General features: G+C 74.7%; 14 protein-coding genes. 7 read left to right on the forward strand and 7 right to left on the reverse strand.

Annotated elements, in window-relative coordinates:
- Window positions 1-68: 68 nt before the first annotated feature.
- The 6 genes from WMF24_RS30845 (at window position 69) to WMF24_RS30870 (ending at window position 12,651) form a co-directional block, all read left to right on the forward strand.
- Window positions 69-2,801, forward strand: coding sequence for a TonB-dependent receptor domain-containing protein (locus WMF24_RS30845; RefSeq protein ID WP_437730996.1), 2,733 nt, complete (start codon window positions 69-71; stop codon window positions 2,799-2,801).
- A gap of 8 nt (window positions 2,802-2,809) precedes the next feature.
- A complete protein-coding gene (locus tag WMF24_RS30850; RefSeq protein WP_437730997.1) occupies window positions 2,810-4,339 on the forward strand; it encodes a hypothetical protein in 1,530 nt (509 codons plus the stop codon).
- A gap of 183 nt (window positions 4,340-4,522) precedes the next feature.
- Window positions 4,523-8,167, forward strand: coding sequence for a S8 family serine peptidase (locus WMF24_RS30855; protein ID WP_437730998.1), 3,645 nt, complete (start codon window positions 4,523-4,525; stop codon window positions 8,165-8,167).
- A 301-nt stretch (window positions 8,168-8,468) separates the two neighbouring features.
- On the forward strand, window positions 8,469-11,189 hold the full coding sequence (locus WMF24_RS30860) for a vWA domain-containing protein (protein WP_437730999.1): 2,721 nt from the start codon (window positions 8,469-8,471) through the stop codon (window positions 11,187-11,189).
- A gap of 60 nt (window positions 11,190-11,249) precedes the next feature.
- Window positions 11,250-11,585 carry a hypothetical protein gene (locus WMF24_RS30865; RefSeq protein WP_437731000.1) on the forward strand — a complete coding sequence of 112 codons (336 nt, stop codon included), beginning with the start codon at window positions 11,250-11,252 and terminating at the stop codon, window positions 11,583-11,585.
- Between the two features lie 331 nt (window positions 11,586-11,916).
- Complete coding sequence (locus WMF24_RS30870; RefSeq protein WP_437731001.1) at window positions 11,917-12,651, forward strand: high-affinity nickel-transport family protein; 735 nt, start codon at window positions 11,917-11,919, stop codon at window positions 12,649-12,651.
- A gap of 108 nt (window positions 12,652-12,759) precedes the next feature.
- Here the strand turns inward: WMF24_RS30870 and WMF24_RS30875 are convergent, their stop codons facing one another.
- From WMF24_RS30875 to WMF24_RS30895, 5 genes are read right to left on the reverse strand one after another with little or no spacing between them, the layout of a single operon-like run.
- Window positions 12,760-13,518: a response regulator gene (locus WMF24_RS30875; protein WP_437731002.1), complete on the reverse strand. Its 759-nt coding sequence runs from the start codon at window positions 13,516-13,518 to the stop codon at window positions 12,760-12,762.
- Window positions 13,519-13,522: 4 nt separating this feature from the next.
- The gene (locus WMF24_RS30880) at window positions 13,523-14,689 is read right to left on the reverse strand and encodes a sensor histidine kinase (protein ID WP_437731003.1); all 1,167 of its coding nucleotides are present in this window, start codon (window positions 14,687-14,689) and stop codon (window positions 13,523-13,525) included.
- Window positions 14,689-15,210: a Rab family GTPase gene (locus WMF24_RS30885; protein WP_437731004.1), complete on the reverse strand. Its 522-nt coding sequence runs from the start codon at window positions 15,208-15,210 to the stop codon at window positions 14,689-14,691. Before WMF24_RS30885 ends, WMF24_RS30880 begins: the two co-directional genes overlap by 1 nt.
- 3 nt (window positions 15,211-15,213) lie before the next feature.
- Window positions 15,214-16,992, reverse strand: a complete 1,779-nt coding sequence (locus tag WMF24_RS30890; RefSeq protein WP_437731005.1) for an OmpA family protein — start codon at window positions 16,990-16,992, stop codon at window positions 15,214-15,216.
- Window positions 16,993-17,046: 54 nt separating this feature from the next.
- Window positions 17,047-17,637 carry a hypothetical protein gene (locus tag WMF24_RS30895; RefSeq protein WP_437731006.1) on the reverse strand — a complete coding sequence of 197 codons (591 nt, stop codon included), beginning with the start codon at window positions 17,635-17,637 and terminating at the stop codon, window positions 17,047-17,049.
- Between the two features lie 165 nt (window positions 17,638-17,802).
- On the opposite strand from WMF24_RS30895, the gene WMF24_RS30900 reads away from it, so the two are divergent.
- Window positions 17,803-18,792, forward strand: a complete 990-nt coding sequence (locus WMF24_RS30900; protein ID WP_437731007.1) for a hypothetical protein — start codon at window positions 17,803-17,805, stop codon at window positions 18,790-18,792.
- 77 nt (window positions 18,793-18,869) lie between these two features.
- Here WMF24_RS30900 and WMF24_RS30905 read toward each other — a convergent pair whose 3' ends face one another.
- Together WMF24_RS30905 and WMF24_RS30910 are read right to left on the reverse strand one after the other, a co-directional pair.
- On the reverse strand, window positions 18,870-19,541 hold the full coding sequence (locus tag WMF24_RS30905) for a hypothetical protein (RefSeq protein ID WP_437731008.1): 672 nt from the start codon (window positions 19,539-19,541) through the stop codon (window positions 18,870-18,872).
- An 11-nt stretch (window positions 19,542-19,552) separates the two neighbouring features.
- Window positions 19,553-20,812, reverse strand: coding sequence for an MbnH family di-heme enzyme (locus WMF24_RS30910; protein WP_437731009.1), 1,260 nt, complete (start codon window positions 20,810-20,812; stop codon window positions 19,553-19,555).
- Window positions 20,813-20,817 lie beyond the last annotated feature (5 nt).

The raw sequence follows: 20,817 nt of genomic DNA on the forward strand, positions 1-20,817 counted from the left end.
GCGGCGCTCTCGCGTTGGCAAGCGCGGGTCGCCGCCATCCCCGGCCCCGCTGAGGACAGGGCGAACCCATGTCGTCTTCCGATTCCTTCTCGCACGGCCGCCGCGACGGCGGCCCGGCGCTCCCCCCGACGAACGGCGCCTCCTGCGCCGGCGCGGCGCTGCAGCGCGCCGGGGAGACGCGCGCGGCGCGGGCGGCGCTCGCGCGGAGGCTCTGCGCCGGCGCCGTCCTCCTCGGCGCGATGACCGCCGCGCGCGGCGCGCTCGCCGACGCCCGCACCGAGGCGCGCCTCCACTTCCGGGCAGGCATGGAGCTCATCGCCCAGAAGCAGTACGACGAGGGGATCCGGCAGCTCCAGAAGGCCAACGAGATCCTCCCGCACCCGAACGTCGTCTTCAACATCGCGCGCGCCCACGCGGAGGCCGGCAACATCGAGCAGGCGATCGCCGCCTACCGCGAGTACATCGCGAGCGACGCCCCGGACCGCGAGCAGGTGACCCGGATCGTGGCGCAGCTCGAGCAGCGCCTCGCCGCGCAGCGCGCCGCGGCGACGCCCGAATCCCAGCCGCCGGCGACCCCCGCGCCGCAGCAGCCCGGCCCGCAGCGGCCCGCGCCGGGCGACGCGCAGGCCGAGGCCTCCGCGGGGCAGCCCGCCGCAGGCGGCGCGCAGGGCCCGGGCAGCGCAGAGGCCCCGGGCGGCGCAGGGGGCCCGGGCGGCGCAGGGGGCCCGGGCGGCGCAGGGGGCCCGGCCGCGAGGCCGGCGCCGGGGCGCGGGGCGGCCCCGGCCGACACCGCGGGGCTCGTCGGCGCGGCCCGCACCGAGGACGTCTACCAGGAGACCGTGATCACCGCGTCGCGCGGCGCCCAGAGCCCGCTCGACTCGCCGAACTCGACGACCATCGTGACCCGCCAGGACATCCGGCTCTCCGGGATGACCCGCATCCCCGAGCTGCTCCGGCGCGTCGCGGGCATGGACGTCATGCAGATCACGGGCGGCGACGAGAACGTCTCGATGCGCGGCTTCAACAGCCGCCTCGCGAACAAGCTCCTCGTCCTCGTCGACGGGCGCACGGTGAAGAACGACGTGCTCGGCTCGACGTTCTGGGAGGCGCTCTCGATCGACGTCGACCAGATCGAGCGCATCGAGGTGGTGCGCGGCCCGGGCTCCGCGCTCTACGGCGCCGACGCCTTCGCCGGCATCGTCAACATCATCACGATCCGGCCCGGCGCCGGGAAGAGCGGCTTCCGCGCGGGCTACGGCGACCACCAGCAGGGCTACGGCTCGGTGTGGGCCACCGCGCGGGAGGGAGACTTCGCGTACCGCCTCTCCGCGGGCTACACCCGCTACCCGCGGTGGACGCGCGAGGTCGCGGACGACCGCATCGACCTCGAGACGAGCGGCCAGAGCCAGGATCTCGGCGCGCAGAACGTCCGGATCGACCTGCGCGCCTCGCAGCGGCTCGGGCCGCGCCGCGAGCTCGACGTGGGCGCCGGGTACGCGAGGAGCGAGCTCGACGTCTACGGCATCGGCCCGTTCAACGACTACAACCTGGAGGTCACGAACGCCGACGTCACGGTCGCGTACCGCAGCGAGAACGTCAACGCGCGGACGTACTACACGCACCTCGACGGGTACTCGCTGCTCAACGCCGCGTACCTCGGGCACACCCTGTACGCGGGGCGGCCGCAGCAGCACGTCGCGAACGCCGAGCTCGAGTTCGTGAAGACGCTCCGGGCGCCCGCGTCCGTCGTACACGACTTCCACATCGGCCTCGGCTACCGGCTCAAGGCGAGCTCGTGGAGCTACCTCGACGACGACATGCCGATCGAGCACCACGGCTCGGTGTTCCTCCAGGACTCGATGAAGCTCGGGGAGCGCGTCACGCTGGTCGCGTCGGGGCGGCTCGACTACGTGCCTTACCTGGAGCGGCTCATCCCGTCGCCGCGCGGCTCGTTCATCGTCAAGCCGACCGATCGCCAGGCGATCCGCCTCTCCGGCTCGACCGCGTTCCGCTCGCCCACGGCGCTCGAGGCGTACGTCGACCTGCCGATCCAGCTCGCGCTGCCGGGGCTCGAGATGCTCTCGACGACGAGGCCGCCGGTCAGGTCCGGCTTCATCATCGATCCGGAGCAGATCATCACCGCCGAGGCGAGCTACCTGAACCAGCAGAGCGATTACTTCGAGTTCGAGGTCACCGCGTACTACAACCGCGTGAGCGACCTCATCGTGCTGTCCGAGCCGCAGCGCACGACGCTCTCGCAGCGCGCGCAGGGGATCGGGGGGCTGAACCCGGAGACGGGGCGCTACACCTCCGGCCTCGGCGGCTTCGAGAACCAGTGCGACGTCTACCACGTCGTCGGCGGCGAGCTCGGCGGCCGCGTCTACCCGGTCGAGGGGCTCGACGTCTTCGCCAACTACGCGCTCAACCTGTCGGAGCAGCAGCGCCCGGACAGGTGCAACGCCCTCGAGGACAGGCGCACGAGCCAGCACAAGGTGAACGCGGGCGTCCAGGTCCGCACCCCGGTCGGCGTCGACGGCGAGGTCACGTTCCACTACCAGTCGGCGCAGGCGTGGGCCGAGCAGGTCCCGGCGGGGACGGTCATCGCGACGAGCATCTACCCGCTGCCCGCGTACACGCTGCTCAACGCGCGCCTCGGCTACCGCTTCCTCGACAACCGCGCCGAGATCTCCGCGACCGTCTTCAACGCGCTCGACGGGCTCGCCGATCAGCCGCTGCAGATGCACCCGTTCGGCAACCGCATCGGCCGGCGCTTCATGGGCTTCTTCCGGTACTCCCTCTAGGCACCCCCATGCTCGGACCCAGCCTCCGCACCGGCTCCCTCCTGCTCGGCGCGCTCCTCGCGGCCCTCCCCGGCTGCGAGGACGCGGACGTCTTCATCCCGCTGCCGGAACAGAGCGGCCCCGCCGGGGTGCTCGAGGGCACGGTGACGTACTCCGGCCCGAGGCCCTGCACGAAGGACGGCCGCGTCGTCGGGGCCGCGATCGTGCTCGGCTTCGACACGCGCCTCCTGCCGCCGCCCGAGGGGCTCGGCACCTCGGCCGCGAGCATCGACGTGATCCCCGGCGACGAGCTGTTCGGCGGCCTCGGCGCGGCGCTCGACCACGCGCCCGACGGCGCGCTCCGCTGCCCCGCGCCGGACGACCCGCCCGTGACCGTGAGCGCCACCTGGAGGATGTCGCCGCTGCCCGCCGGCACCTACCAGGTCCGCGGATTTTACGACCACGACGGAAATTTTGACCCCACCTTCACCATCAGCAACCTGCCGAGCCGGGGCGACGTGGCCGGCGGCGCGCTCGAGAACGCGGCCGAGGTGCTCGGGGGCGCGGCCCCGCGGTACCGCGAGGTCACGCTGGCCGCGCCGATCCCGGCGACGGGCGCGCGCGTCAGCGGCATCGCGGTCACCCTCGGCCTGCCGCTGCCGCTGGAGCGGCCGGTGTTCCACGTCGCCGAGGTGCTCGCGCCGCCGTCCGGCGTCGCGCAGGGCGCGGGCGAGGTGGTCATGGCCTCCGACTTCCAGCTCGACGTGTTCAGCCCCGGGGATGCCGCGGGCACCGAGGCGTCGCTCCTGCGGCTGCGGCTCGCGGCGGGGGTGCCCCAGAACGAGGTCGCGAGCGCGGCGGCGCCCCCGCTGTCGCTGCCGGTGGGCGGCGAGGCCGCGCCGACCCTCACGTACGCGCGGCAGGACGTGAACGGCGACGGCGAGATCGACGGGGACGACCACGTCCCCGACTCGGCGCTGATCCCGGCGCTCTTCCCGGTGGCGGTGTTCTCGAAGCTCGAGGGCGACGACAGGCTGGCCAGCCAGGCCGCGCCCGCGGTGCTCCTCCAGGGGCTCACGATCTACGAGGACCTCGCCACGACGGCGCTGCTCGGCGCGGAGCCGCTGGACGAGCCGAAGGAGAGCGCGATCGTCGGCGTCCGGCCCGCCGCGCTGTGCATGCACCCGACCGATCCGGCGCGGGGGGGCGTGCTGGTGATCAGCCGCGCGCAGGACAGCGAGGGCAACGACATCATCCCCGAGGGGAGCGTCGACGACGTCGAGGAGGCGCTCTCGCGGCAGTTCGGGCGCGCGATCACGATCGCGTACGGCTGCCTGCCGGAGGGGCGCTACGCGCTGAGCCTCGTCCACGGCACCGGCCAGGCCTGGACCGTGCCCAACGAGGCCGGCGTGTGCGCGCCGTCGGAGCCCGCGACGTCGCCCGACGTCTGCGGCGCGCGGCCGCGCCTCGAGTCGCAGGACGCGGTGCTGCGCATCGGCCCCCCGGGCGACCCGGCGTACTGCGCCGAGCACCCCACGCCGGCGCTCTGCGCGCCCTGAGCGGCGCCGGCGCGAGCGGCCGCCCGAACGGCGGCGCGAGCGGCCGCCCGAGCGGCGGCGCGCCCCATCGATCGCGGCGCAGAGACCTCCGCGGTGCGGGCGCGCGCGGCGCGCGGAAGCCGCCGATTTCCTGCTGAAAGCGCCGGTTGCCTCGCGCGCGCGGACCGATGGTAGGGTCGCGGCATGCGCTGCACTCGCTTTCCCTCGCTTGCTTTCCTGGGGGCGCTCGGCGGCGCCGCGGCGGGCGCGCTGGTCCCGTCCGACGCGTCCGGCGACTGGCCGCCGCCCGCCTCGGCCGACGCGTCGGACATGGCCGATCCGGCGAGCTGGCCGAACGACCCCGCCTACGGCCTGTCGGCCACGCAGAGCGGGCAGTGGAGCTTCTACTCGTTCCTCCCGACCCCGACCGGGCGCTTCCGCCCCCGTCCTGAGGAGTCCGCCGCCGGCATGTCGATCGATCTCGCGTGGCGGCTCACGCAGGGGGACCCGCGCGTGAGGATCGCCGTCGCCGACTCGGGGATCCTCTGGGGAGACGGGGATCTCCTCGAGAAAGTGTGGCTCAACCCGGGTGAGCTCGGGGCCCACAAAAAGCCGCAGCACGCGGACGGGTCGGCGTGCGGCGGCGACGGCGAGCTCGCGGGCTTCGACTGCAACGGCGACGGGATCCTCTCCGTGTCGGACTACAAGGACACGCCCTCGCTCAGGCCCGAGCCGTCCGAGGGGCGGCCGAGGGGCGACAGGAACGGCAACGGCCGGCTCGACGCCGGAGACCTCCTCCTGCACTTCTCGGACGGGAGCGACGACGATCGGAACGGCTACACGGACGACATCGCGGGCTGGGACTTCTTCAAGAACGACAACGACCCGTTCGACGACACCCGCAACGGCCACGGCACCGAGGGCGCGAAGACAGCGGCCGCGCAGACGAACAACCAGCTCGGCGGCGCGGGGGTCTGCCCTCGCTGCAGGATCATCCCGCTCCGCGTCGGCGACAGCCACGTGGCGGACGCGCAGGACCTCGCGAAGGCGCTCCTCTACGCGGCCGACCGCCGCGCCGAGGTCGTGCAGTGCCCGGTGACCGCGGTCGACAACACCCGCTTCCTCCAGGCGGCGCTCGACCACGCCCACGCGAAGGGGACGCTCGTCGTCGCGTCGATGGGCAACCAGGGCTCGCGCCACCACAGCGTCCCCGCGACGAGCAACCACGCGCTGCCCGTGAGCGCCGTCCGCTTCGACGGCCAGAGCGTCACGGCGTCGACGACGTTCCTCGACGCCTCGCCGTGCTCGAGCTTCGGCGGCAACAACCTGCTCGCCGTGTCGAGCCCGGGCTGCGCCAGCGACGCGACCGCGGGGCTCGCCGGCGTGGCGGGGCTGCTCCACGCCGCCGCCCTGCAGCGCGGGGTGACCCTCGCGCCTGCAGAGGTGCAGGGGCTGCTCATCGCGAACGCCGACGACGTCGACGTGCCGGAGTCGCGGGAGCAGGGCTCGCCGTACCGCTGGTCGCAGCCGAGGTTCGATCAGCGGTTCGGCCACGGCCGCGTCAACGCGAACCGCGCCGTCGAGGCGCTCTTCGAGGGGCGCGTGCCGCCCGCGATCGACCTCACGGGGCCGCGGTGGTTCGAGGTGCTCTACAAGGATCAGGTCCAGGGGCCGGTGCCCATCGAGGGCACCATCTCGGCGAGGCGGGCGAGCGCGTACGACTACACGGTCGAGTGGGCCCCGGGCGTGCAGCCGCTCGAGGCGGAGTTCAAGCTGCTGCACCGGGAGACGCACGTCGCGCCGACCGTCGTCGCCGGCAGCCAGGGCCCGCTCGCCTCGCTCGACGTGCGCACCATCGCGGCGCCCCCCGCGCTCGACCCCGACAGCCCCCGCGGAGAGAACGATCGCGCGATCACGGTGCGCGTCCGCGCCGTCGCCCGCTACGGCGGCTCCATCGACAAGGTCGAGGTCGAGGCGCGGCGCACGATCCATGTCGCCAGTGATCCGACGCTGGTCGAGGGGTTCCCCCGCCGCATCGGCGACAGCGGCGAGGGCAGCCCGAAGATGGCCGACATCGACGGCGACGGCGTCCGCGAGCTCGTCTACCCGACGGCCGGCGGGGAGCTGCACGTGCTGAAGGTGACGCCGAAGGGGCCGACGGATCTGCCCGGGTTCCCTTTCCTGACGCGCCTCGTCGACGGCCTGGCCGAGCCCGCGCCGTCCTCGACCGCGCCTTTCTACCGGCGAGCCCCGGCGTACGGCGAGGTGCAATGGCCGCTCGGCCGCGAGCCGATCCTGGGAGCGCCCGCGATCGCGGATCTCGACGGCGACGGCGCGCAGGAGATCGCGTTCTCGACCTGGCCGGGCACGATCTACGTGGTCGGCGCGAACGGCGAGGACAGGCGCGGGTGGCCGGTGCGGCTGCCCGAGATCCCCTCGTGCCCCGCCGACGCCGCGGCGCCGGCGGACGCGCCGTGCATGTCCGAGCGCGCGCGGATCGCGCGGGGGGCCGCCGCCTCACCGGTGCTCGCGGATCTCGACGGCGACGGCCGGCTCGACGTGATCCAGGCGGCGTTCGACGGCAAGGTCCACGCGTTCGACGACGGCGGCGCGCCGCTGGGCGGCTGGCCGGTGGAGGTGCACTACGCGGGCCCGCTCGCCGCGGAGCCGGCGCGGAGCCGCGTCCTCGCGACGCCGGCCGTCGCCGACTTCAACGGCGACGGGCTGCCGGACCTGCTCGTCGGATCGACCGAGCAGCTCGGCGAGGACGGCGAGGCCGGGGCGGTCTACGTGCTCGACGCGCGCGGGACGGCCGCGCCGTCCGGGCCCGTGCTGGCGGGGTGGCCCGTGACGATGCCGTCGGTCGCGCTGGCGCCGCTCGCGGCGGAGGGGATCGCGGCGTCGGGCGTCGTCGGGGAGATCGACGGCACGCTGACGGGCGTCGTTCAGGGCAACGGCGCGCCGCCGCTCCTGCTCCCGGCGTCGCCCGGCGCGCAGGAGGACCTGCTGGCGACGCCCGCGGGCGCGCTGCCGCAGGCGCAGGGGGGCGCGCCGGCCGGGCTCGATCCGAGGTTCGGCCCGCTCTCGCCGGCCTCCGGGGCCAGGACGATGATCCCGCTGCTCTCGCAGCCTGCGCTCGGCGACGTCGATCAGGATGGCACCCCCGACGTCATCGCCGCGGGCGCCGCGGAGGCGACGGCGGCGAACCCCGCGCGCGCCGAGGGGGCCGGGCGCCTCGGGCCGCACCTGCTCGGGATCTGGAGCGGCAGGTCGGGCGCGATGCTGCCGCGCGCCCCGTTCGTCCTCGAGGACCACACGATCGGGAACAGCCAGGCGGTCGTCGACCTGAACGGCGACGGCTACCCCGAGGTGCTGACCGGATCGAGCGGCTACTTCCTTCACGCGTTCGACGGGTGCGGCCGGGAACCGCGCGGGTTCCCGAAGTTCACGGGCCAGTCGATCGCGACGACGCCCGCCGTTGGCGACATCGACGGCGACGGGACGCTCGAGGTCGCGGTGGGCACGCGCGACGGGTGGCTCTTCGCCTGGCACACGGAGGCGACGACGGACGCGCTCGTCGTCTGGGAGAGCTTCCACCACGACAACCGGAACACGGGGAACCTCGGGACGCCGCTGGAGCAGGGGGGCGGGAGGACGGCGGCGCGGCCGCTCACCGTCGACCTGTGCGAGGCGCCGCAGCAGGAGACGGCGTTCCTGCGGCCGAGCGGCGGCTGCGCCTGCGCGACGCCGGGGGAGCCTCAGGGCGGGGGCGACCGCGGCGCGGGGGCGGCGCTGGGGGCGGCGCTTGTCGGGGCGGCGGCGCTGTGGCGGAGGCAGCGGCGGGCGTGACGGGTCAGGAGCGGACGGGGAGATGCCTGTTCCGAACGCGAAGCCGCCGCCCCTGCGAGGCGGCTCCGGATGACGTGGGCTCGTGCGTTCAAGGAGCTTGCCCCCCTGGAGGATCTCACGGGCAAACCCGGGACATCAAAGCCGCCGGAACCTCGCCGCGGAGCCGCTGTCTCTCCCTGCGCGAGGGATAGCCGGCCAGCGCGGTCGGAGCGCCTCGCCGCGAGGGCGCAGGTCGACGCGCCCTCCTCCGAATTTCTGGCGACGTGAGCGCGCCGCTCCGCGCGGCGCACAGGGGAGATCCATGCCCAGCGCGAACAGAGCGGACGCCGAAGGCGGCGCCGCGGCAACGGCCGACGCGAACACCGCCGCTCCGGGGGAACCCGGCGCGGCGACGACCGGCGGGGCCGCCGAGACGGCGGTGCGCTCCGTGGAGATCCTCATCTCCTGGGGCGCGACCGTCCTCTCCGTCCAGCACCTGACGCCGCCGCGCGCGTTCGACGTCGGCGAGCGGCGCGACGACGGCCGCCCGTGCGATGGCTTCCTCCCCGGGCGCGTGCTCGGCGCGCGCCGCGCGCCCCTCCTCGAGGTCGACGGCGCCGGGCGCGTCCGCTTCGTCCTGCCCGGCGCCGCGACCGGGACGCTCGCGCTCGGCGGCGCGCCCCTGTCCGCCGCCGAGGCGCGCGCGCGGCACGCCGGCGCGACGCGGCCGGACGCCCCCGGCGCGGTGCTCGTCCCCCTCCCCGCGCACGCCCGCGTGGACGTCGAGCTCGCGGGCGTCCGCATCCAGGTCGGCGCGGACGCCGCCGCGGGCGAGCGCGCGCGCCGCTCGCTCCCGAGCCGCAAGAGCCTCGCCCTGCACGCCGCGTCGGCGGCCCTGCACCTCGGGCTCCTCGGCGCGCTCGCACTCTGGGCGCCGCCCGCCGTCGACCCGTCCTCCGGCATGAGCGCCGACCAGCTCGCGCTCGTGCAGCGGTACCTCGCGTCCGCGGACGAGCGCGAGCTGCGCGCGTCGGCCGAGGAGGAAGGCGAGCCGAACGCGGACGCGAAGGAGGGCGGCGCGGGGGCGAGGGCCAGGGGCGAGGAGGGGGCCATGGGCGGCCCGCCCGCGCGCGCGATGGCCACCGGAAACAGGTGGGGGGTGGCCGGCCCGAGCGATCGCCCGGCGCCGCTCGCGCCCCCGCAGGAGGCGCTGCGCGACGCCGCGGAGTTCGGGATGATCGGCCTGCTCCACGCGGGGGCCGGCGGCGAGCCGAGCGCGCCGCCGTCAGCGCGGGGCCAGCTCTGGGGCCAGCCCATCGCGCCCGCGGCCGAGGGTGAAGCCGGCTTCCCCCTCGTGGGGTACGGAAGCGGCGAGGGGCTGGGGCTCAGCTCCATCGGGACGATCGGGCACGGCACCGGCGCCGGAACCGGCAAGGGGCTCGGCAGCGGCCACGGCCGCCTCGACGGCGCCCTCGGGGCCGCCCCCGCGCCGGGCGCGCCGGGCGTCGCCGCCCACCCGTACGCGCCCGAGGCCGAGGCGCCGCTCGATCCGAACGGCCGCTTCGCCACCACCTACCGGCCCGGGGGCGGCCACCTCGCCGCGTTCGAGGCCGCCGTCGCGCGCGGCGTCGTGCCCGCGGGAGAGCGCGCGCTCGTCGGCGACGTCGGCGCCCGCTACGCCCCGGAGATCGCGCTCGATCCGGGAAAGGCGCTCGGCCTGTGCGCCGACCTGGAGCGCGCCGCGCTCGCCCCGGGCGGCGGCGCGTTCCACCTGCGCCTCGCGCTCCGCTCCACCGGGGCGGCGGCGCCCGCGCGGCCGCGCCTCTCGGTGCACCTCGTCCTCGATACGAGCGGATCCATGGCCGGCGCGCCGATCGAGAGCGCCCGCCGCGCGGCGCAGGCGCTCGTCGACCGCCTCGCGCCCACGGACGACTTCTCGCTCACCGCGTTCTCCAGCGACGCCGAGGTGGTGATCGAGGACGGCCCCGTGGGCGCGCGCCGCGCCGCGATCCGCCACGCCATCGACGGGCTCCGCGAGGGCGGCGGCACGAACATCGGCGCGGGGCTGTCGCTCGGCTACGCCCAGGCGAGCCGGCCGGGCATCCCCGAGGACGCCGTGCGCGTCGTGCTGCTCGTCTCCGACGGGCGCGCGACGAGCGGCGTCAAGCACGGCGATCGGCTCGCGCGCCTCGCGCTCGACGCCTTCCAGCGCGGCATCCAGACGAGCGCGCTCGGGCTCGGCGACGACTACGACAGCCAGCTCATGAGCGCGATCGCGAGCGACGGGGCCGGCGGCTACTACTACCTGCGCGACCCCGAGCAGATCGCGCCGGCGCTCGCGACCGAGCTCGACAGGCGCCTCGATCCCGTCGCGACCGCCGTCGAGGTGCGCGTGCGCCTCAAGCGCGGCGTCGACCTGCTCCGCGTTTACGGCTCGCGCCGGCTGAGCGACGCCGAGGCGCCCCGCGTGCGCGCCCAGGAGATCGCGGCGGACGTCGCCGCGCTCGGGCGGGACCGGATCGCGGCCGACCGCCGCGAGGACGCCGCGGGCGGCATGCGCTTCTTCATGCCGGTGTTCGCGCGGGATGACCGGCACGCCCTGCTGATCAAGCTGAGCGCCGGTCCGGGCGCGGGGAGGCGCACCGTCGCCACCGTCGAGCTCAGGTACAAGGACCGCATCTCCAGGAAGAACGTGATCGAGGAGATCCCGATCGAGGTGCGCCACGCCGACAGCGACGCGGCGAGCGCGGCGTCCGTCGACGCCTCGGTGGCGCGGACTCTCCAGGGCTTCGCCGCGGGCGAGTCGCTCGCCGAGGCCGCTGCCCGCGTCGGACACGGCGACCGCAGCGGCGCCGCGGCGCTCCTCGCCGAGCGCGAGGGCATCCTTCACGAGGCCGCTGCCCGGCTGAACGAACCGCTGTTCCTGGAGGACGCTGCACGCCTGGCGCGCCTCCGCGCTCACATCGGCGCAGAGCTCGGCCTCGGCGATCCGCTCGTGCTCGCGATGCTCCTGGAAACGGCGGGGCGATCCCACCTTCGATGATCGCGATCGCGCCGCGCGCACGGGCGGAGGCCTCGGTCAGGTGGTACGCTGAGCACGGCCATGACAGAGAGAGTCTCATCGACCGGTCGCGCGGCGCTGCGGGAGTCGCTTCTCCAGTTCTCCGCCTTCGCCGACGCGCTCGAATCCCGTGCCATGCGCGAGGCCATCGATGCCTGCATCACCGTCCTGGACGCCCCAGGCCCGCTCGACAGGCGCCTCCTGGCCCCCTGGCTCAAGGTCGTCCATGAGCGCGCGGCGGACGTGTTTCGGCGCGGGATCCGCGAGACCAGCGGGACGCTGCGCGCGCAGATGATGCATGGCTTGAAGCAGGCTGAAGAAGACGCGATCTGGATGCAGCAGGCCATCGACGCGCTGAGTCGAGACAACGCCAACTGACATGCTGCGCTGAGCAGCACCGCCGTTCGCCGGCGCTGGTACAAGAATTCTGCATTCGTCGAGGCGCGCTGGAAAGCGCGCGCATCTGCGCTGGAAGGCGCGCACATCGGAGATCGGCCGCGGGTGTCGCGATCATGGCTGAGCGCGCCTTCGCGTGCGCGCTGATAAGGAGTCTCCGGAGCGCTGCGGTGAGCTGGCCAGAGAGGCCTCCCGACCAAGCGAGCGGATGGCGGCTGGCCGTGCCCGGCCGACGCGAGCTCGGGCTGGGAGCGCCGGGATTACCGTACGCCGGCGTAGCACGGGGTGCGCGGTACGTGCTACGAGACCGGGCATGATGGCCTCGGCGTTTCCGCTGTTGCTCCTCGGGTTCTCCCTCGGCATGCGCCATGCGACCGACGCGGACCACGTGATCGCGGTGGCGACGGTCGTGAGCCGGGTGCGGAGCCTGGGCACGGCGCTGCTGATCGGCGCGATGTGGGGCCTCGGCCACACGATCACGCTGATGCTGATCGGCGGCGCCATCCTGCTCTTCGGGCTCGTGGTGCCGCCGCACGTCGGCCTGGCGATGGAGCTCGCTGTCGCGCTGATGCTCATCGGCCTCGGGGGCTATCACCTCACCCGGATCTACCGGGCCGTCCGGCGCAGCGAGCCGCCGGCGCACGCGGCGGAGCACCGCGACGGCCACCGGCACGACCTCGGCTGGGCGGACCGCAGGTTCGCGGGGTCGCGCGTCTACCTGAGCCTCCGGCCGCTGCTCATCGGCATGGTCCACGGGCTCGCGGGCTCGGCCGCCGTGGCGCTCCTCGTGCTCACCACGGTGGGCGACCCGCGGTGGGGCGTCGGCTACATCGCGCTGTTCGGCGCGGGCACGATCGCCGGCATGATGCTGATCACCGGGGCGCTCGCGGTGCCGTTCGCGCTCACGCCCGCGCGATTCAGCCGGATGCATTACGCGTTCGCCGCGGTCGCGGGACTCCTCAGCGTGGGCTTCGGCCTGTTCCTGGCGTACGACATCAGCATCGGGTCCGGCCTGTTCACGGCCAACCCGCAGTGGACGCCGGGCTGAGCGCCTGCCGACCCGCGCCCGGCGCGCCGCGCCGGCGCCCGAGCGCCTCGTCCCGTCTCCCCACCTCGTCCCGTCCCCCGCCCCCTCCATCGGATCGCCCGCCGCCGCCTACCGGCTCGCTGTCGACCACGCGCGCTCGGCCTCGCGCGACGGAGCCGGCGCGATGTGCGCGTCGATCTGGTCCATGAGCCAGTCCATGAACTCGTCCTTCAGGATCGTCTGCGCCACGTGCAGGTCGGTCCAGACGGGCGCGCGCGCCGCGACCCGGTCGCTCGTCTGCACGACGACCGGGATCGTGCAGAACCTCGCGTCGTCGCGCATCGCGCGGATGAGCTCCACCCCGTTCATGACGGGCATGTGGACGTCCACGATGGCCAGCGCAACGGCCTCGTGCGCGAGCAACGCGAGGGCCTCGCGCCCGTTCTCGGCCTCGAGCACGGTGAAGCGCGGCTCCAGGATCATCCGGTAGCACTCGCGGATGTTCGCGTCGTCGTCCACGACGAGGATGGCGACCCCCTCGACGGCGCCGAGCACCCGCTCGACGGCGACGCGTAGCTCCGCCGCGGTGACGGGCTTGCGCACGTAGCCGGCCACCCCCCGCAGGATCGCCTCCGCCGGCTTGTTGACGACGGAGACGAGCATCACGGGCACCCGCTCGCGCGACTGCACGAGGCGGTTGAAGGCGAAGCCGTCCATCTCGGGCATCAGGAAGTCGGTGAGGATGAGGTCCGGCGTCCAGGTCCTCAGCAGCTCCAGCGCCGCGCTCCCGCTGCGCACCGTCCGGACGTCGTACGACGCGCCCTCCAGCGCCTCGGCCATCCACGCGAGCGTCCCCGCATCATCGTCGACCAGCAAGAGCTTGGCCATGGCATCACTCCCTTCGCGTCTGTCCCTGGGCGCCTGCGCCCGTCGTCGCCGCGCCGGCGCGCCGCAGCCGCAGCCAGAACCGCGCCCCCCCTCCGGGCCGGGCCTCGTACCCGATCGCCCCGCCCCACCGCTCCACCGCGATGCGGGCGCCGTAGAGCCCGAGGCCGCTGCCCGCCCCCGGGTCGCTGCCACGCGCGAACTTCTGGAACAGGCGCGGCGCGACGGCGGGCGAGACGCCAGGGCCCTCGTCGTCCACCGTCACGCGGGCCCACCCGGGCTCGTCGTGCAAGGCGACGCGCACCGACGTGCGCGCCGCCGTGAAGCGGAGCGCGTTCTCGACGAGGTTCGAGATCACGCGCGCCAGCCTGCGCTCCTCGCCGACGACGCTCCACGGCCGCCCGTCCTCGGGTGTCGGCGGCCCCTCCAGGCGAACGCCCCGGCTGCACGCCATGGGCAGCAGCGCCTCGACGACCTGGGCGACGGTGACGCGCAGGTCCGCCACCTCGGCGAGGTCGTCGCCAGGGCCGCCCGGCGCGGTCGCTTCCGCGGCGAAGGTGTCGAGGATCTCCCGGATGAGCTCGCGCTGCCGCAGGGCGGCCTTCAGCGCGATCCCGGCGAGCCCCGCGCTCTTCTCCGGGAGCGGCTGCTCCTCTAGCAGGGACAGGGCGCCGAGGAGGCTGTTCAGCGGTCCGGAGAGGTCGTGGACGATGCAGTGGACGAGGAGGTCCTTCCGCTCGACCTCGCGCGACAGCGCCTCGTGCACGAGGCGCAGCTCGCGCGCCCGCTGGAGGACGCGGCGGCGCTCGTGAAACAGCGCGTCGTTCCGGGTGATGACGAGCAGCCGCGCGGGGCCAACGCAGAGCGCCGTCGCCTCGAGGTGCAGGGCCTCGTCGTCCTCGGTCATCTGCGTCCAGCAGTCGGATTGCACGCTCGAGCTCCCTCCCGCGTCCGCGTCCGATTCCGCGGACCAGGCCCGCTCCGCCTCCGGGAGGAACACCTCCAGGAACGGCAGCGCGCTGTCGATCCGGAGCGGCGTCTCGCGCCACGGCGGCGCGATCCCGAGCCGGAGGAACCAGGGCGGCGGCTCGCCGCGCAGGATGAAGGTGCCGTCGTGAAGGCGCTCGAGGACGAGCTTGTCGAGCGCTGCCAGGAGCGATGTGTCCACGGCCATCACCCCCGCCACAGCGGCACCTCGCTCGCGAGCATCGCGCGCGCGAGCGCGCCGAAGGCGCCCTCGACCCCGGCGCCGGTCTTGGCGCTCGTCCTGGTGACCAGGAGCCCCGCCCGCCTCAGCCGGGCCTCGGCGGCCTCGTCGATCTCCCACGCTGCCGTGAGATCGGCCTTGTTCAGGACGATGACGGACGGGAGCTCCCCCGCGACGGCCCGCGCGGCGGCGTGGAGGCGGATCCCCGTCTCCACCGTGGGGCGCCGCGTGCCGTCGATGACGATGAGGAAGCCCGCGGAGCCGCGAACGTACGCTATCTGGACGTCCTGGAACTCGTCCTCTCCGGACAGATCCCAGAGGATGAGATCGAGCTCGCGGTCATCGCATCGCACGCGCCGCGTCTCGATCGTCACGCCGATGGTCGTCCGGTACGACTCGGAGAAGATGCTGCGCGCGAACCGGGCGACGAGGCTTGTCTTGCCCACGCCGGTGGCGCCCAGCACGCAGACCTTGCGTTTCTCCCCCATGACTCACTCTTTGCGCGCCGCGTGCAGGTCCACAAGGAAGATCACGCTGCGCGCGCGCCGCTCATCCGCGCCGGGAGCGCACCCGACCCCGGCCGCCTCCCTCGCGCAGGACGGGGGCAAGACCTCGCGCCGCAGGCCCGCGCCGCTCGCTCGCAGCCGGTCCGGCGGGACGCCGCGCGCGATGAGCTCGGACGCGACGTGCTCTGCGCGGGCCAGGCTAAGCGCCTGGTTCGACGCGGCCGAGCCGACCGGGTCCGCATAGCCGATCGCGCGGATGTCGGCGGTCATGCCCGCCTCGCGCGCGAGCGCGATCAGCCGCGCTGCCGCGGCCGCTACCTCGTCGAGGCGCGCGCGCTGCCCGGCGGCGAGCCGGGCGGCGCCCCTGTCGAAGAGGAGCTCGATCCCCTCCAGGGCTCTCGCCGCGGCGCGCGCCCCGTCGATCGACTCCTGCGCGAGGAGGCGCCCGCCGTCGAACCGCGCCACGCCGGGGAGCACGGCCGCCGACCACCGCGCGCGCTCGATCCAGCGCTCGGGCGCGACCCCGCTGGCCTCGAGCACGCCGTCGCGGAGCGAGAGCGAGACCCCGGGCGGCGGCCGCAGCGCGTGCTCCAGCCGGCGCTCGACGATCTGCGGATGGAGAGAATAGAAGGGCTCGAAGCGCAGCGTGACCGCCCGTCCCACGGGGCCGCCGCGCTCGATCACCGCCCTCGGGTCCGCGGCGAGCGGGTCGCGCAGGCCCGTGAACGCATACTCGCCCGCGCGCCGCTCGGCCGCGGTCAAAAGCAGGCCGGGCTCGCGCCGCAGCGCCTCGACGCAGCCCGCGAAGCGGCGCTCATCCTGCCACGCGGCGCGCATCCGGAGGCCGAGGACGACCGCGGCGATCGCGATCAGCGACGCGGCCGCCACGAGCGCGGCCCGGCCCCGGCGCGGGGCCGATCTGCGCTGCTCGCGCAGGCAGCGGGCGAGCAGATCGCGGCAGCCGGAGAACGGCGCCCGATCGCCGCGGAAGCCGGCGAGCTCGCCGCCGCAGTCGAGGTGGACGCGCTCCAGCGTCTCGCGCAGGGTGATCTCGTAGTCGTGCGGCGCCACCCCGCGCACGATCGCGACGAGGAGGGCCGACGGGCCATGCTCGACCCACCCCGCGAGATCGCCCACGCGGAAGCGCTCCAGCCGCGCGTCGGTGCGGAACGCGTCGTGCGCGAACGCGTCGATGGCGGTGAGCATCGCCGAGACCTGATCGGGATCCCTGACGGGGATGTCGTCGACGCAGACGTGCTCGAGGACGATCCCCGTCCCGCGGTGGACAAGGAAGATCTGCTCGGTCCGGTAGACCATCGAGCGGAGCAGCACCACCTCTGCGAACGGGCGCCCCGTGCGCCGCGCCTCGATCCGCCAGCGCAGGCTCTCCCAGGACAGGCCCTGGGCGAGCGCCTCGTTGAGGCGCTGGAGCATCGCCCGGAGCGCGCAGGCGACGGCCTTGCGGATGGCCGGCCCCATGGCGGGGGAGATCGCGTCCGCGAACGCCCCCGGGTCCCTGCGTACGCTCTCGTGGATCGCGCCGGTGAGGATCGGATCCAGGGCCCACGAGAGCGCCTCGCCCTTCTTGCGGCTCTCGATCACGGCCTCGGGCAGCACCTCCGCGACCATGTCGGCCATGGACTGGTCCAGCCGCTCCTCGATCTGCCGGATCCGGCGCTGCTCGGGGCCCACGAGCAGGGGGCGGAGGTCTTCGATCGTCTTCGAGGGCGGGGGGGTGCCGCGGCGCGCTCTCGGCTGTCCCATCGATCGTCTCCGGACCTCCGCGCCCGCGCCGCTCTCCGGAGCGGCGCCGGCGCCTCAGGCGGCCTCGTCGGAGCGGTGCTCCGGCTTCGGGTACCGCTCCGACTCCGCGGCCCCCTCGCGCGCCGGCGAGTCCGGCGAGGCCGCGTCTGCGCTGTCGGTCCAGGCGGCGGCGAGCTCGCGCTCGATCGTGGCGCTCAGCTCGTCGCGCGTGCGCCGCGTCTCGTCGAGGAACGATTTCGATTGCTCCAGGAGCTGCTGCCTGAGCTCGCGGTGCGCGCGCGCCACGAGATCTTCCAGCCGCTGGATCCGCTGCTCGAACGCGTCGAGCGCGTCCCGCGACTCGCGCGCGAGGCTGCCGAGCGCGCCGGCGCCGGCCGCGCGGTGGGCCTCGACCGTCGCGCCGAGCGCCTCGATCTCCCTGCGCACGTGCGCCTCCAGCACGTCGAGCCGCCGTCGCGCCTCGCTCCGGAGCTCCTCCGCCTGGGCGGCGAGCTGGGCGTCCGTATGCGAGAGCCGGCGAGCGAGCTCCCGGAGCTGGGCGCCGCACAGGATGTCGCGGACCTGCTCCAGGCTGTTGGTTATCGCGGACTCCGCGTACGCAGCGCTCGCCTCGTGCTCCGTCCGCCCGCCCGTCCTCGTGGTCATGGTGACGATCCCCCTCTCCGTCGCGCGCTACATGGGTCGGCGCCACGGCCGCTGGTAGCCCTCCGCGGGGCGCCGGGGCTCGCCGCGGCGCGGGTCCCGGCGCCGCTCGGCTGCTCCGGGGCGGCGCTGCGCGCAGGGGGCGGCGGCGATCGCTAAGATGCCCCCATGCGAACCCCGCGAACGCTCGTGGCGGCCACGGCCCTCCTCGCGGCCTGCGGCAACGCCCCTGCCGGCGCCGGCGCGCCCGCCGCCGCGAGCTCCGCCGCCGTCGGGCCCACCGCGCCCTCCGCGGCGCCGCCGCCCGCCCCGCAGGCCGCTCCTTCCCCGGCTTCCCCGGCGTCCCCTGCTTCCCCGGCCCCCCCGGCGCAGGCGCCCTGCGGCGCGCTGGGCTGCCTCGCGTTCGACACCCCGGCCCAGGCCTTCGCCCATGTCCTGCAGAGCGGCCCGCGCGTCCTCGCGGTGGGCGAGTCGCACGCCCAGCAGGGCGCCGAGGGCGTCCCGTCCGCGACCCGGCGCTTCACGGAGCTCTTCCTTCCGGCGCTCGCCGGCCGCGCCTCCGACCTCGTCGTCGAGCTCTGGGCGGCGGACCCGCGCTGCAACAAGGAGCAGGTGGCGCGCGTAGAGAAGGAGCAGAAGGCGGTCACCCAGGCCCAGTCCGCGAGCAACCAGGGCGAGTTCCTCGCGCTCGGCCACGAGGCGAAGCGGCTCGGGATCACGCCGCACCTGCTGGTGCCCTCCTGCGAGGAATACGACGCCGTCGTGCGCGCGGGGCCGGACGCGGTGACCGCCATGCTCGAGATGATCGCGCGTCTGACCGCGGCCAAGGCGAAGGCGCTGCTCGGCCGCGAGGGCGCCGCGGGCAAGATGGTGATCGCCTACGGCGGGGCGCTGCACAACGACGTCGCCCCGCGCCCGGGGCGCGAGCGCTGGAGCTTCGGCCCGGAGCTCTCCGCGGCGACCGGCGGGAAGTACGTGGAGCTCGATCTCATCGTGCGCGAGTTCATCAAGGACTCGGAGTCCTGGCGGGCGCTGCCGTGGTATCCCCATCTCGACCGGGAGGAGCACCGGGACAAGGCGGTGCTCTTCACCCCTGCGCCCGGCTCGTACGCGCTCATCTTCCCCGGCGGGTCAGGAGGCGCGGCGAGCGCGCGATGATCGGGTTCCCCGACGGGTCAGGAGACGCGGCGAGCGCGCGATGATCGGGTTCGCCGCGCGCTCGCGCGGGATGGTCCTCAGGGCTCGACGGAGAACGTGACCGGCTCGCCCGCGAACGGCCCGCCGCCCTGCACGATGCGGTTGTTCTCGAACATCGCGTTGGTCACGTCGACGGTGATCGGCCCCCCGGCGGCGCGGAGCTTGTCCCAGGCCGCGGCGTCCGGCGTGTAGCTCAGCTTCGTCGTGAACACCCGGAGCAGCCCCGCGCGCTCCGGGGTCGAGAAGACGAGGAAGTACGCGCGCCCGTTGACCGGCGTCCCGTGGGCCCGCGCCGCGCGCGCCGGACCGAGGAGCGCGCCGAGCTCCGCCCAGACGGGCGACCCCGCCGCGGCGGGCTCCTGCGCTGCCGGCGCGTCGCCCGCCGCGCGCCGGAGCGCCGGCGCCGCGCCCTGCGCTCCGCCGGCGATGCGGAAGGCCAGCTCCGGCGCGGCGTCGCCGGGGAGCGTCGCGCCGTCCTCGGGCGCGTCGAACACCGTCCGCTGCGAGGGCTCGTCCTTCGGCTCCGCCCCGAGCAGCACGATCAGCGCCTCGTCGGTCGCGCCCCCCTCGTAGATGACGTCGTCGAGCTCCGGCCCCGCGGACGGCCCGCTCGACGTGTCGCCGTCGTCGTGGCTGTGGCCGCACGCCCCGGCGTACATCGCGGCCGACACGAGCGCCGCCAGCGCGGGGACGAGCAGCGCGCGTCGCATCGAGGGCCTCCTCACGGCGCCTCCGCCCACGGATCCGCGTGGCGCGGGTCCGTCAGAAATTCATCGTCCGTCAGGCTCTGCAAAAAGGCGATCACGTCCGCTTTCTCCTCTGCCGTGAGATCGAACCCCCTGATGAGCTCGCTCTTGAACCTGTTCTCGCTCCCGACACCCGCGTTGGGCCCGTCGTCGATCGTACGCCCTCCCGAGGCGTAGTGATCGAGCACCTCCTCGAGCGTCGCGACGCTGCCGTCGTGCATGTACGGCGCCGTGAGCGCGATGTTGCGCAGCGTGGGCGCCCGGAACCGGCCCATGTCCGACGCGACGCCCGAGACATCGTAGACACCGGCGTTGCCCTGGGGATACGCCCCGGTCCCGCCGATGTTGTAGAGGCCGGTGTTGTGGAACATCACCTCCGTGAAGGTGGTCCCGTCGTGCTGCACCGAGTCCGACAGGTTGAATCCGCCGTGGCAGTGGAAGCACTCGAGCTTCTCGGAGAAGAAGAGATCCATGCCGCGCAGCGCCGACTCCGACATCCCCGAGGGGTCGCCGTCGTAGCGATACCGGTCGTACGGCGAGCGATACGAGATCAGCGACCGCTCGAACGCCGCGATCGCCCTCGTGATGTTCGCGAGCCGGATGGGATCCTCGTCGCCAGGGAAGGCCTGGGGGAAGAGCTCCTGGTACAGCGGCTCGTCCCGGAGCCGCTGGAACAGCTCCTCTTCCATGCCCGCGAGCCCGAGCTCGACAGGGGTCTCGCCGAACATGGGGGAGAGCGCCTGCTCCTCGAGCGAGTCGATGAGCGGATTCCCCCACGTCAGCGTCGTCAGGTACGCGACGTTGGCCAGGCTCATCGAGCCGCGCGAGTGCATCTGGCCTGTCGACCCCATGGCGCTCGCGAGGCCGTCGGTGAACGCGAGCTCCTGCAGATGGCATGAGCCGCAGGAGTACGTGCCGTTGCCGGACAGGCGCCTGTCGTAGAACAGCCGCCGGCCGAGCTCGACCTTCACCGCCGACATCGGGTTGTCCTCCGGCACCTTCGGCACCGGGTAGCCCGGCGGAAGCCCCCAGACATAGGCGTCCTGGCTCCCGCCGCCGCCCCCACCGCCGTCGCCCCCGCCGCCGCCCTCGCCGCCGGCGCCCTCCCCTGCCGACCCGGCCCCCGGCGGCGCGTCCACGCCGTCGCCGCAACCGCAGGAGAGGGCCGCAAGCGCGGCGAGGGCCGTGGAAGAAGCAAAGCAGCGCAGAGCGCTCCCCAGAGCAGACATCGGCATGGCCA

It is taken from the genome of Sorangium sp. So ce1335, from assembly GCF_051521615.1.
GTDB lineage: Bacteria > Myxococcota_A > Polyangia > Polyangiales > Polyangiaceae > Sorangium.

Bases quoted from the DNA above. Each gene is read 5' to 3' on its own strand.
- WMF24_RS30880 (WP_437731003.1), bottom strand. From the start codon at position 14,689: ATGGCCGTGGACACATCGCTCCTGGCAGCGCTCGACAAGCTCGTCCTC.
- WMF24_RS30885 (WP_437731004.1), bottom strand. From the start codon at position 15,210: ATGGGGGAGAAACGCAAGGTCTGCGTGCTGGGCGCCACCGGCGTGGGC.
- WMF24_RS30890 (WP_437731005.1), bottom strand. From the start codon at position 16,992: ATGGGACAGCCGAGAGCGCGCCGCGGCACCCCCCCGCCCTCGAAGACG.
- WMF24_RS30870 (WP_437731001.1), top strand. From the start codon at position 11,917: ATGATGGCCTCGGCGTTTCCGCTGTTGCTCCTCGGGTTCTCCCTCGGC.
- WMF24_RS30860 (WP_437730999.1), top strand. From the start codon at position 8,469: ATGCCCAGCGCGAACAGAGCGGACGCCGAAGGCGGCGCCGCGGCAACG.
- WMF24_RS30865 (WP_437731000.1), top strand. From the start codon at position 11,250: ATGACAGAGAGAGTCTCATCGACCGGTCGCGCGGCGCTGCGGGAGTCG.
- WMF24_RS30845 (WP_437730996.1), top strand. From the start codon at position 69: ATGTCGTCTTCCGATTCCTTCTCGCACGGCCGCCGCGACGGCGGCCCG.
- WMF24_RS30895 (WP_437731006.1), bottom strand. From the start codon at position 17,637: ATGACCACGAGGACGGGCGGGCGGACGGAGCACGAGGCGAGCGCTGCG.
- WMF24_RS30855 (WP_437730998.1), top strand. From the start codon at position 4,523: ATGCGCTGCACTCGCTTTCCCTCGCTTGCTTTCCTGGGGGCGCTCGGC.
- WMF24_RS30850 (WP_437730997.1), top strand. From the start codon at position 2,810: ATGCTCGGACCCAGCCTCCGCACCGGCTCCCTCCTGCTCGGCGCGCTC.
- WMF24_RS30900 (WP_437731007.1), top strand. From the start codon at position 17,803: ATGCGAACCCCGCGAACGCTCGTGGCGGCCACGGCCCTCCTCGCGGCC.
- WMF24_RS30905 (WP_437731008.1), bottom strand. From the start codon at position 19,541: ATGCGACGCGCGCTGCTCGTCCCCGCGCTGGCGGCGCTCGTGTCGGCC.
- WMF24_RS30875 (WP_437731002.1), bottom strand. From the start codon at position 13,518: ATGGCCAAGCTCTTGCTGGTCGACGATGATGCGGGGACGCTCGCGTGG.
- WMF24_RS30910 (WP_437731009.1), bottom strand. From the start codon at position 20,812: ATGCCGATGTCTGCTCTGGGGAGCGCTCTGCGCTGCTTTGCTTCTTCC.